The sequence below is a fragment of the Roseateles sp. P1_C1_2 genome, from assembly GCF_056406535.1.
In genome coordinates this window covers 330,678-342,188 of record NZ_JBFUAB010000001.1, presented here as the reverse complement: position 1 = coordinate 342,188, position 11,511 = coordinate 330,678, and the positions used below count along the sequence as shown (strand labels likewise).

Here is an 11,511-nt window from a genome sequence, read left to right as displayed (position 1 = left end):
GGCACACGCCAACAAAATGGCCGCTCAACCGAGCGGCCTTTTTGTTGTCTGAACGATTGCTCAGCCCAGGCGACCCTTTTCCTTGTACTCGCGGCGCAGCACCAGGCCGGCGCAGGCCAGGAAGGCCAGCATGAAGGCCACCAGCATGTAGGTGCTGCGCTTGGGCTTGGTCTTGCGCTCGGGGATCTCGGCCTTGTCCACCACCTGCAGCTGGCCGCCGTCGCGGCTCTCGTCGATGCGGGCAACCTCGAACTGGCGCGAGATCTGCTCGAACAGCGCTTCCTGGTACTTGAACTCCCGGTAGGCGGAGATGTAGCTGCCCTGGGTGGACGGGGCCTCGTTCTGCCCCAGCTTGTCCATCTCGGCGCGCAGGGCCGACACCTGGGCCGACACCGCCATGACCTCGGCCGCGCTGTCGGACATGGCCCGGCGCAGCACCTGCAGCTTGACCTCGGCGGTCGTCAGCTCGGCCTTGAGCTTGGCGACACCCTCGGCGGTGGCCTTGGGCTCGGCCTTCAATGCGCCGATGCTGATGCCGGTGGCCGCCAGGGCCTGCTGGGCCGCCGTCAGCTTGTCCTTCACCAAGCCCAGCTGCTTCTCGAAGAAGATGCGGCGCTGCTGGGCTTCCGTCAGGGCCAGCCTGGCCGTCAGCGCGCGCAGCTCCTCGATATAGGCCGTGGCCATGTCGGCCGCGACCTTGGGATCGTGGTCGTCGACCTCCAGCGTGATCAGGCCATCCTTGCGGCCCAGCGTGACGCGCGTGTTCTCGCCCAGTTCCTTGCGCGCGTCGACCTTGAACTTGCGCTCGTATTTGTTGACCAGGTCGAAGCGCTCGACCATGCGGTCGGCGACGGTGACGCTCTGCACCAGGGCCAGGTATTGATCGCCGTTGTTCTTGATGCCGCCACCGGCCCCGGCGAGGCTCGCCAGCGCGCCCAGCGAGGCCAGGGCGCCGGCCGCGCCGCTTTGCTGCTGCTGGGGCGGCAGGAAGCTGACGCGCGCCGCATAGGTGGGTGGCACCAGGTAGCTGCCACCCAGGGCCAGCGCGCTGACCAGCAGGGGCACACCCACCATCAGCAGGCGGCGCCGCCACAGCGCGCCAACGATGGCACCGATGGGGAACTCTTCAGGCGCCGCGAGGGTGGCCTGCGGGGTGCTGGAACTGTTCATCGCTTAGTTCTTCAGGGAGTTCAGGGCCGCAGCACCCAGGCCGAACTGGTACAGGATCTGCGTCCACTCCTTCGCCTCCTGGCTGAAGGTGACCTTGGTCAGGTCTTCAGGCACGTAGATCGTGTCGCCCGGCTGCGCGCCGACGGCCGACAGGCCCGTCCCCGAACTGAACCAGCCGCTGCTCTGCTGTCGCGAGCTGACCACATTGCCGTTGGCGCGGATGACGAAGGCGCTGCCGGCGTCGGCGCCGCGCGTCGGGCCGCCGGCCAGGCGCAGCATGTCGTCGACGCTGGCGCCCTGGCTGTAGACATAGCTGCCGGTGTTGTAGACGCTGCCGAACACGCCCACTGTAGTGGGGCGAGCCGGGACGGTGAGGCGGTCACCGTCCTCGACGGCCAGTTCGGGCAGGTTGTTCGCCGTCGGGGAGATCTGCATCACGATGCGGCCCGTCAGCTTGACGCCGCGCAGGCGGTCGATCAGGCGGCCGGAGGCCTGGCCGCGGTTGCTCTGCGTGGTGGGATCGTCGGGCGTCGTCGTTGCACGCGGCTTGACCATGACGCGGGCGAATTCGCCTTCGAGGTCGCGCAGCGCGCGGTCGTACTGGGCCTGCTGCGCGATGCGCACGCTTTCCCGGCTGAGCTCGGAGCCGTAGATGAAGGCGGCCGGCGTCAGGCCGCCCGCGGCCTTGATCACGTCGGCCAGCGTGCTGCTGGGCGGCAGGATGTATTCGCCCGGCCGCTGCACTTCGCCATCGACGCGGACACGCTTGTTCTGCTTGTACTGGGGCAGCACCGTGTCGAGGGCGTTGAAGGCGCGCACGACGTCGCCACCCTGCAGCGCCAGGTTGCCCTGCTGCGGCAGCTTGACCTCGGCGACGCGGCCTTCGTTGCGCGTGGCCATGCTCTCGATGGCCAGGCGCCCGCGCTCCGCTGCGGCGCTCAGGCCGCCGCCCATCAGCATCAGGTCGTTGACGGTCTCTCCGGGCTTGAGCTCGAAGATGGCCTGGCGGTTGACGCTGCCGATCAGCGCCGCCTGCTGGCCGATGGGGCCGATGTGGACGACGTCGTCGGCCTGCAGCAGGCGGTCGCCGCTGCGGTCGCCGCGCAGCAGCAGGTCATAGAGGTCGAAGCTGCTGACCAGCTTGCCGCCGCGGCGCAGTTCCAGATTGCGGAAGCTCCCCGAGGCCGAGGGCCCGCCGGCCTGGATCATCGCGTTGACGATGGTCGACAGGCTGCTGACGGTGTAGGCGCCGGGGCGCTGGGTGAAACCCGTCACATAGATGCGGATGCCTCGCAACTTGCCCAGCGCGGCGCTGAGCTTGTAGTTGCGGAACACCTGGCCGACGCGCTGCTCCAGCGTGGTGTTGAGGTCGGCATAGCGCACGCCGGCCACCAGCACGGGGCCCACGCGCGGGATGGTGATGCGGCCGCCGCGGTCGACGGTCAGGCGCAGATCGGCCTCGACCGCGCCCCAGATGTTGACGAGCACCTCGTCGCCGACGCTGATCACATAGTCCGACGGGATCTGGCTCGAGGTCTCGCCCAGCAAGGCCGGGCCCGAGCGCTGCTGCTGGAGCTGCTGCTGCGGCTGCTGCAGTTCATAGGGTTGGGGCAGGCCCGGCGTCATCAGCTCGGAGCCGAAGCGCTTGATCTCGACGTCGTCGCCCACCGCGCGCTGCACATAGCGCTCGAACTCGGTCTGCTGGGCGGCGCGGGCCGCCAGCTGTTCGCGGGTCAGGGGCTGGCCGGGGATGGGTTGCAGCAGCATCTGCAGCTGCAGCAGCATCTGTTGCTGCTGCTGGAGCACGGTCTCACGCTGCGAGGGCGCCAGCGGTGCCGCGTTCTGCTGGTCGGCGCTGCTGTTCGCGCCCTGCTTGTTCGGCACCAGCAGGCGCACGGGGCCGACCGGATTGGCGTCGTTGTTGTCGTCTGCCGCCATCGCCACGCCGTGCAGGCCCAGGCTGGCCGCCATGGCCAGCGCCGCCGTTCCCTTGAGCAACCCGGTCAAAAACGGTGTTCGGTCCCTGGGCACGCTGATATTCATTGACGAGGCTCGTATGGATTGACGGTTCGCGCACTCGCCCCATGGAGAGGGCAAAGGCGGCGCGGATTCTAGCCAGCGCCACGGGCCGTGCTGCGGCGCGCAAAGGTCACTGGCTACACTTCCGTCCTCGGGTCTACAGGCGGGCTGACCGCCGGGGTACCCCCCGCCCATGGCCCGCGGAACTGCATGCTTCCCATCCTCGCCCTGAGTTTTGCCATTGCGGCAGCCGCGACGCTGCTCATCATCCGCTCGTCGCACTTGCATGGCGCGCTGTCGGCCGACCATGACCTGTCGGGGCCCCAGAAATTCCATTCGCGGCCGGTGCCGCGCATTGGCGGCCTGGCCATCTTCAGCGGCTTCACCGTCGGCACCGCCTTGCTGGCCTGGCGCTATCCGGCCATGCGCACCATGGCGGCCCTGCTGCTGGCCTGCAGCGTGCCGGCCTTCATCTCCGGCGTCATCGAGGACCTGACCAAGCGCGTCAGCCCGCTGCGCCGCATGCTGGCCACGCTGCTCGCCGCGGCGTTGGGGGCCTGGCTGCTGGGCGCGCAGATCAAGGAGACCGCCATCCCGGGGCTGGACCTGATCGCGGCCACGACGGTCGGCGGCTATGTGCTTGCCCTGCTCGTCGTCAGCGGCGTCGCCAATTCGATCAACATCATCGACGGCATGAACGGCCTGGCCTCGATGTGCGCGGCCATCATGCTGGCGGGCCTGGCCTATGTCGCCCTGCAGGCGGGCGACCAGTTCGTCGCGGCCATGGCCATCGCCGTCATCGGTGCCGTGCTCGGCTTCTTCATGTGGAACTACCCCTTCGGGCTGATCTTCCTCGGCGACGGCGGCGCCTATTTCCTCGGCTTCATCCTGTCGGAGCTCGCCATCCTGCTGCTGGTGCGCAACCCCGAGGTCTCGCCGATGTTCCCGCTGCTGCTGTGCGCCTATCCGGTCTGGGAGACGGTGTTCTCCATGTACCGCCGCAAGGTCGTGCGCGGCCGGCCGGTCGGCATGCCCGACGGCATCCATCTGCACAGCCTGATCTACCGCCGCCTGATGCGCTGGGCCATCGGCAGCAAAGACGCTGCCGTGCTGACGCGCCGCAATGCGCTGACGGCGCCCTATCTGTGGGTGCTGTGCAGCCTGTCCGTCGTGCCGGCCACGATCTGGTGGGACGACACCGTCATGCTGCAGATCATCCTGGGGCTGTTTGTCGTCTTCTATGTGCTGCTGTACTGGCGCATCGTGCGCTTCCGCACGCCACGCTGGATGGTGCTCCATCCGCGGGCCGAAACCCGGCCGCCGATGGCCCGGCCGGAGTAGGGCGGGCGCAGTTTTCCTGCATCCGGGATAATCAGCGGATGCAAGAAACCCCCGAGTCCGCTGACGCGGCGCCCGTTGAAGCGGCGCCCGCCCGCTTCGACACCCTTCCCCTCGACGCCAAACTGCTGCGCGCGGTGGCCGATTCCGGCTACATGACGATGACGCCCATCCAGGCCAAGGCGATTCCCATCGTGCTGGACGGCAAGGATGTGATGGGCGCGGCGCAGACCGGCACCGGCAAGACGGCCGCCTTCTCCATCCCGCTGCTGCAGCGCATGCTCAAGCACGAGAACCCCAGCGTCTCGCCCGCGCGCCACCCGGTGCGAGCCCTGGTGCTGGCCCCGACGCGCGAGCTGGCCGACCAGGTCGCCGAGAACGTCAAGAAGTACGCCAAGCACACGCATCTGCGCTCCGTCGTCGTTTTCGGTGGCATCGACATGAAGCCGCAGACGGCCGCGCTCAAGGCCGGTGTCGAGGTGCTGATCGCCACACCGGGCCGCCTGCTGGACCACATCGAGGCGAAGAACTGCGTGCTCAACCAGGTCGAGTACGTCGTGCTCGACGAGGCCGACCGCATGCTGGACATCGGCTTCCTGCCTGACCTGCAGCGCATCCTCAGCTACCTGCCCAAGGCGCGCCAGACGCTGCTGTTCTCGGCCACCTTCTCGCCCGAGATCAAGCGCCTGGCCCAGAGCTATCTGCAGGACCCCATCCTCGTCGAGACGGCCCGCCCGAATCAGGCGGCCACGACCGTCGAGCAGCGCTTCATCGCCTGCACGGACGACGACAAGCGTGCCGTCGTGAAGCAGATCCTGAAGGAGCGTTCTCTTCGCCAGGCCATCGTCTTCGGCAATTCCAAGCTGGGCGTCGCCCGTCTGGCGCGTTCCTTCGAGCGTGACGGCCTGCGCACAGCGGCCCTGCATGGCGACAAGTCGCAGGATGAGCGCCTGAAGTCGTTGGACGCCTTCAAGCGTGGCGAAGTGGACGTGCTGGTCGCGACCGACGTGGCCGCGCGCGGCCTGGACATCGCCGATCTGCCGGCCGTGTTCAATTTCGACGTGCCCTTCAACGCCGAGGACTACGTCCACCGCATTGGCCGCACCGGCCGCGCGGGCGCTTCGGGACTGGCCGTCACGCTGGTCACCAAGTCCGATGCGCGCCTGGTGGCCGACATCGAGAAACTGCTCAAGCGCAAGATCGACCTCGACCCCTTCGAACTGCAGGACAGCCGCCCGCCGCGCTTCGAGCGTCCTCGCGAGGAAAGAGAAGCTTCTTTCGAGGCCCGCCCTGCGGCACGGCCTTCGTACCGCCCGCCGGCACCGCCCAAGGACCCCTTCTTCGACAAGCCCTATGAGGCGAGCGCAGGCGGCGCCGAGCCGGCGGCCTGGGAGAAGGCCAAGGCTGCAGCGCCCACCACCGCCAAGGGCCTGTCCAGCTACATCAAGCCCAAGAAGCAGGTCGCCGCGCTGTTCGGCGCCAAGCGCGCCGCGGAACCGGCCGAGTCCTAAGCCAGGATCGCAAACACGGCCGGGATGCGGTCGGGCAGTTTGCTGCCGTTGGAGCGCCAGTCCGCCACCGTGGCGGTCTGTGTCCAGCCGCCGGGCAGCGTCAGGCCGACGCTGATCGACAGCCGCGTGCCCGGCTTCAGCGCCGTCAGCAGGGCCTGGCGCAAGGCCTCGTTGCGGTAGGGCGTCTCGATCAGCAACTGGGTTTGCTGGGCCTTGGCGGACAGGGCCTCCAGCTCGCGGATGCGCGCGGTGCGTGGCCCGGCGTCCACCGGCAGATAGCCGACGAAGGCGAAGCTCTGGCCATTGAGCCCGCTCGCCGCCAGCGCGAGCAGCAAGGAACTGGGCCCGGACAGGGCCACGACCTCGATGCCGGCTTCGTGCGCCAGGGCTACCAGGCGTGCGCCCGGGTCGGCCACCGCGGGCAGGCCGGCTTCCGAAATCAGGCCGAGGTCGTGTCCAGCCTGCGTCGGGTCCAGCAGGGCCAGCCAGGCGGCCGCGTCGTCGCCACCGCCCCTGCCACCTTTGGGCGGGCGGGGCAGTTCGGCAATCTGCATGGCCTGCAGCGGCTGAGCCAGAGGCGCAATCGCATCCACGCGCTTGAGCAGCGAGCGCGTCGTCTTGGCGTTCTCGGCGGCCCAGTGTGTGAGCTTTGCCGCCTGCTCGATGACGCGCTGGGGCAGCACCTCGCGCAGGTCCAGAGAATCGTCCACGCCGAAGTCCAGCGTGTTGGGCATCAGGATGAGTCGGCCTTTGTTCATGCGAGAGGCTCCAGGCCGGCGCGACGCAGCAGGGCACAGGTGCGGATCAGCGGCAGGCCGATCAGCGCCGTCGGATCGTCGGATTCCACCGCATCGAGCAGCGCGATGCCCAGGCTCTCGACCTTGGCGCTGCCGGCGCAGTCGTAGGGTTCATCGGCGCGCAGATAGGCCTCGATGGCCGCGTCGCTGAGTTCGCGCAGGCGCACCCGCACCTCGGCGCGCTCGATGGCCGCCAGGCCCGGCGCCACGACGGCGACGGCGGTCTGGAACACGACCTCGCGGCCGCTCATTCGCCGCAACTGCGCGGTGGCGGCCTCGTGAGTGCCGGGTTTGCCGATTGCCTCGCCGGCCAGATCGGCCACCTGGTCGGAGCCGATGACGATGGCGCCGGGGAATCTTGCTGCGACCACGCGCGCCTTGGCCAGGGCCAGGCGCTCCGCCAGGGCCGCTGGGGCTTCGCCGGGCAGGGCGGTCTCGTCGACCTCGGGTGCGACGGCCTCGAAGGGCAGGCGCAGCCGGGCCAGCAATTCCTGTCGATAGCGCGAGGTCGAGGCAAGGATCAGCTGAGGCATCGCGGCATTCTCCCCCGCCTAAACTCTCACCCATGAAATCGCGCGCCTTTGTTCCCGAGAAGCTCGACGTCGCAGCCCTGGCCCATGACGATGCCAGCCTGACCGGGGAATGGCCGGCGGCCTCGCTGCCGCGCCTGGCCGACTCGGCTGCCCCCGAGGCCGCCGCCAGCGGCTGGCCGGCAGTGCAGTGGGCCCTGCACGGCGAGATCCGCCATCCCAAGGGCGGCAAGGCCCAGACCTGGTTGCATCTCACCTCGTCCGGCCAGGTCGCCTTGACCTGCCAGCGCTGCCTGCAGCCGGTGCATGAAGACATCGACATCGACCGCTGGATCCGCTTTGTCGACACCGAGGCCGAAGCGGCGGCGCTGGACGTCGACAGCGACGACGACGTGCTGGCCCTGCCGCGCCACCTGGATGCACGCGAACTGATCGAGGACGAATTGCTGCTGGCCCTGCCGCTGGTGCCGCGCCACGAGGTCTGCCCCGAGCCGTTGGCCCACACGGATGAGCTGCCCGAGGCGGAAGAGGACGAGCGCCCCAACCCCTTTGCCAAGCTCGCAGCCCTGAAGCGTGGCGGTAGCGCCTGAAACCATGGCTCGCGCCGCTTTGCCCAGGTCGCCCACCCACGCAATTTGGCGGATCCTGCATCCGGTGCTACACTCATGGGCTTTTCTGCGGCCTGGAGCTCGAGCTTTGATCTCGCTCCCCGGGGTCGCGTCCCCAAGTTCCGCAGAGTCTGGAGAATTTCATGGCCGTTCAGCAAAACAAGAAGTCGCCTTCCAAGCGCGGCATGCACCGTTCCCACAATGCCCTGGTCACCCCGGGCACGGCCATCGAGCCGACGACGGGCGAAGTGCATCTGCGTCACCACATCAGCCCGACCGGTTTCTACCGTGGTCGCAAGGTGCTGAAGAGCAAGGCCGACGCGGCCTGATGGTGCCGGGTGCCGCCTGGCGCGGCGCCGAACCATCGATGAATCTGCCGACCCGGCCTGCGTACCGCGCAGGGCCGGGTTTGGTCTTTGTGGCTCACGAAAACCACTGAAATGACCGCCGCTCCCCTGCCCGAACCGATCCGGCTGGCCGTCGACTGCATGGGCGGCGACCACGGCCCCTCGGTCACGTTGCCGGCTTGCCGCGCCTTTCTCGACAAGCACCCCGGCGCCGAACTCATCCTCGTCGGCAAGCCTGAAGAGCTGACCGCCGCCGCGGCCTGGCCGCGTTGCCGCGTCGTCGGCGCCAGCGAGGTCGTCACGATGGACGACCCCATCGAGGTGGCGTTGCGGCGCAAGCGCGACTCGTCGATGCGCGTCGCCATCCAGCAGCTCAAGGCCGACCGCGACGGCAACCCGGCCCTGGCCCACGCCTGCGTGTCGGCCGGCAACACCGGCGCGTTGATGGCGGTGGCCCGCTATCTGCTGAAGACGCTGGACGGCATCGACCGCCCGGCCATCGCCACCGTCATGCCCAACCAGCGCGGCCGCTTCACGACGGTGCTGGACCTCGGCGCCAACGTGGACTGCAGCGCCGAACACCTGCTGCAGTTCGCCGTCATGGGCAGCGCCCTGGTGTCGGCGGTCGAAGGCAACGAGGAACCCAGCGTCGGCCTGCTCAATATCGGCGAAGAAGCCATCAAGGGCAGCGAGACCATCAAGCAGGCCGGCGAACTGCTGCGCGCCGCCGGGGCGGCTGGCCAGCTGAACTTCTTCGGCAATGTCGAAGGCAATGACATCTACAAGGGCACGACGGACATCGTCGTCTGCGACGGCTTCGTCGGCAATGTCATGCTCAAGACCTCCGAGGGCTTGGCCACCATGATCGGCGCCTTCATCAAGGAAGAGTTCAGCCGCAACTTGCTGACCAAATTGGTCGCCGTGCTGGCCCTGCCCATCCTCAAGGCCTTCAAGCACCGCGTCGACCACCGCCGCTTCAACGGCGCGGCCCTGCTGGGCCTGCGCGGCCTGGTGTTCAAGAGCCATGGCTCGGCCGATGCCTTTGCCTTCGAGCAGGCTTTGGCCCGCGCTTATGATGCCGCCCGCAACCGGCTGCTTGACCGGGTCCACGACCGCATCGTCGCCACGCTGCAAGCCAAGGCGAATGATGCTGGAGACAACGCGGCGAACTCCGTCGCGCAGGCTGCATGAGCCCTACTGGAATCCACACCCCCCGTTATTCCCGCATCCTCGGCACCGGCAGCTTCCTGCCGGCCGACCGCGTGACCAACCAGGCCCTGGCTGACCGCCTGGCGGCCGACGGCGTCGAGACCTCGGACGACTGGATCGTCGAGCGCACCGGCATCCGCGCCCGCCATTTCGCGGCAGCCGATCAGGGCGCCAGCGACCTCGCCTTCCCGGCCGCGCAGTCAGCGCTGGAAGCCGCCGGCATTGCCGCTGAAGAGATCGACCTCATCATCGTCGCCACGTCCACGCCGGACATGGTGTTCCCGTCCACCGCCTGCCTGCTGCAGAAGAAGCTGGGCGTGCATGGCTGCGCCGCCTTCGACGTGCAGGCCGTCTGCTCGGGCTTCGTCTACGCGCTGAGCGTGGCCGACTCGATGATCAAGAGCGGCGCTGCCAACAAGGCGCTGGTCGTCGGTGCCGAGGTGTTCTCGCGCATCCTCGACTTCAAGGACCGCACCACCTGCGTGCTGTTCGGCGACGGCGCCGGTGCCGTCGTGCTGGGTGCCAGCGCCGAGCCCGGCATCCTCGCGACCGAGTTGCATGCCGATTCGCGCCATGTCGACGTCCTGTGCACGCCCGGCACCGTCGCTGGCGGCCAGGTGCTCGGCAGCCCCTTCCTGAAGATGGACGGCCAGGCCGTGTTCAAGCTCGCCGTCGGCGTGCTGGAGAAGGTCGCCCGTTCCGTGCTCGACAAGGCCGGCCTGACCGAGGCCGATCTGGACTGGCTGATCCCCCACCAGGCCAATATCCGCATCATGCAGGGCACGGCCAAGAAGCTGAAGCTGGACCTGAACAAGCTCATCGCCACCGTCGACGAGCATGGCAACACCTCGGCCGCCTCCGTGCCGCTGGCCCTGGACGTCGCCGTGCGCAGCGGCCGCATCCAGCGCGGCGACACCCTCATGCTGGAAGGCGTCGGCGGCGGCTTCACCTGGGGCGCGGCCCTGCTGAAGTACTAGCCGTCCACGTGCTGCCGCCTCGGCACTCCGACCGCTACTGATTTGGAACTGATCTCATGACTGCACCTTTTGCCGTTGTCTTTCCCGGCCAAGGCTCGCAGGCCGTCGGCATGCTCGACGCCTGGGGCGACCACCTGGAAGTCCGCCGCACGCTGGAAGAAGCCTCCGCCGCCCTCGGCGAGGACATCGCCGCGCTGATCCACGCCGGCCCCAAGGAACAGCTGGATCTGACGACCAACACCCAGCCCGTCATGCTGACGGCCGGCATCGCCTGCTGGCGCGCCTTCGTCGCCGAGACCGGCGCGGTGCCCGTCGCTGCGGCCGGCCACTCGCTGGGCGAGTACACGGCCCTGGTGGCCGCTGGCGCCTTGAGCCTGGCCGACGCGCTGCCGCTGGTGCGCTTTCGCGCCCAGGCCATGCAGGAAGCCGTGCCGGTCGGTGCGGGCGCGATGTACGCCATCCTGGGCCTGGACGGCGACGCCGTCCGCGCGGGTTGTGCGCAGGCCGCCGCCGAGACAGGCGAGGCCGTCGAGGCGGTCAACTTCAACGACCCCAAGCAGACGGTGATCGCCGGCAGCAAGGCCGGCGCCGACAAGGCCGCCGAAATCCTGAAGGCGGCCGGCGCCAAGCGCGCGCTGCCGCTGTCGGTGTCCGCGCCTTTCCACTCCAGCCTGATGAAGCCGGCCGCCGAGCGGCTGAAGGAAAAGCTGGCGACGGTGCAGTTCCATGCCGCCGCCTTCCCCGTCATCAACAACATCGACGTGGCCATCACCGACAACGACGAAGCTCTGCGCGACGCCCTCTACCGTCAGGCCTTCGGTCCGGTGCGCTGGGTCGAGGTCGTGCAGGCGCTGAAGGCCTGCGGTGTCGGCCACATCATCGAAGCCGGCCCCGGCAAGGTGCTGACCGGCATGGCCAAACGCATCGACGCCGAGCTGCAGGCCAGCTGTGTCTTCGACCCCGCTTCGCTGGCCGAAGCCCGTGCGCAGCTGGGAGGTGGCTGAA

The 11,511-nt window shown here is 68.7% G+C and carries 11 protein-coding genes; 7 read left to right on the top strand and 4 right to left on the bottom strand.

Annotation, left to right across the window (positions count from 1 at the left end; genetic code table 11):
• Nucleotides 1–60: 60 nt before the first annotated feature.
• Nucleotides 61–1,170 carry a Wzz/FepE/Etk N-terminal domain-containing protein gene (locus AC1D2H_RS01485; RefSeq protein ID WP_477935200.1) on the bottom strand — a complete coding sequence of 370 codons (1,110 nt, stop codon included), beginning with the start codon at nucleotides 1,168–1,170 and terminating at the stop codon, nucleotides 61–63.
• A gap of 3 nt (nucleotides 1,171–1,173) precedes the next feature.
• Nucleotides 1,174–3,201 (bottom strand): SLBB domain-containing protein, encoded by a 2,028-nt coding sequence (locus AC1D2H_RS01480; protein WP_478009621.1) that lies wholly within the window; start codon nucleotides 3,199–3,201, stop codon nucleotides 1,174–1,176.
• 198 nt (nucleotides 3,202–3,399) lie between these two features.
• On the opposite strand from AC1D2H_RS01480, the gene AC1D2H_RS01475 reads away from it, so the two are divergent.
• The gene (locus AC1D2H_RS01475; RefSeq protein WP_477935204.1) at nucleotides 3,400–4,530 is read left to right on the top strand and encodes an MraY family glycosyltransferase; all 1,131 of its coding nucleotides are present in this window, start codon (nucleotides 3,400–3,402) and stop codon (nucleotides 4,528–4,530) included.
• Nucleotides 4,531–4,568: 38 nt separating this feature from the next.
• Nucleotides 4,569–6,038, top strand: coding sequence for a DEAD/DEAH box helicase (locus AC1D2H_RS01470; protein ID WP_477935206.1), 1,470 nt, complete (start codon nucleotides 4,569–4,571; stop codon nucleotides 6,036–6,038).
• Here the strand turns inward: AC1D2H_RS01470 and AC1D2H_RS01465 are convergent.
• On the bottom strand, nucleotides 6,035–6,796 hold the full coding sequence (locus AC1D2H_RS01465) for an SAM-dependent methyltransferase (protein ID WP_478009620.1): 762 nt from the start codon (nucleotides 6,794–6,796) through the stop codon (nucleotides 6,035–6,037). The two genes, AC1D2H_RS01470 and AC1D2H_RS01465, sit on opposite strands and share 4 nt — an antisense overlap.
• Nucleotides 6,793–7,368 carry a Maf family nucleotide pyrophosphatase gene (locus AC1D2H_RS01460; RefSeq protein ID WP_477935210.1) on the bottom strand — a complete coding sequence of 192 codons (576 nt, stop codon included), beginning with the start codon at nucleotides 7,366–7,368 and terminating at the stop codon, nucleotides 6,793–6,795. The genes AC1D2H_RS01465 and AC1D2H_RS01460 overlap by 4 nt, the downstream gene beginning before the upstream one ends.
• A 32-nt stretch (nucleotides 7,369–7,400) precedes the next feature.
• Between AC1D2H_RS01460 and AC1D2H_RS01455 the strand changes: the two genes are divergently transcribed.
• The 5 genes from AC1D2H_RS01455 to fabD all read left to right on the top strand — a co-directional run bounded on the left by AC1D2H_RS01455 (nucleotide 7,401) and on the right by fabD (nucleotide 11,510).
• Nucleotides 7,401–7,955 carry a YceD family protein gene (locus AC1D2H_RS01455; protein ID WP_478009619.1) on the top strand — a complete coding sequence of 185 codons (555 nt, stop codon included), beginning with the start codon at nucleotides 7,401–7,403 and terminating at the stop codon, nucleotides 7,953–7,955.
• Nucleotides 7,956–8,116: 161 nt separating this feature from the next.
• Nucleotides 8,117–8,302, top strand: coding sequence for a 50S ribosomal protein L32 (gene rpmF, locus AC1D2H_RS01450; protein WP_056876082.1), 186 nt, complete (start codon nucleotides 8,117–8,119; stop codon nucleotides 8,300–8,302).
• Between the two features lie 111 nt (nucleotides 8,303–8,413).
• Nucleotides 8,414–9,511, top strand: a complete 1,098-nt coding sequence (gene plsX / locus AC1D2H_RS01445) for a phosphate acyltransferase PlsX (protein WP_478009618.1) — start codon at nucleotides 8,414–8,416, stop codon at nucleotides 9,509–9,511.
• A complete protein-coding gene (locus tag AC1D2H_RS01440) occupies nucleotides 9,508–10,506 on the top strand; it encodes a beta-ketoacyl-ACP synthase III (protein WP_478009617.1) in 999 nt (332 codons plus the stop codon). The genes plsX and AC1D2H_RS01440 overlap by 4 nt, the downstream gene beginning before the upstream one ends.
• Nucleotides 10,507–10,562: 56 nt before the next feature.
• Nucleotides 10,563–11,510 (top strand): ACP S-malonyltransferase, encoded by a 948-nt coding sequence (fabD, locus tag AC1D2H_RS01435; protein WP_478009616.1) that lies wholly within the window; start codon nucleotides 10,563–10,565, stop codon nucleotides 11,508–11,510.
• Nucleotide 11,511: the final 1 nt, after the last annotated feature.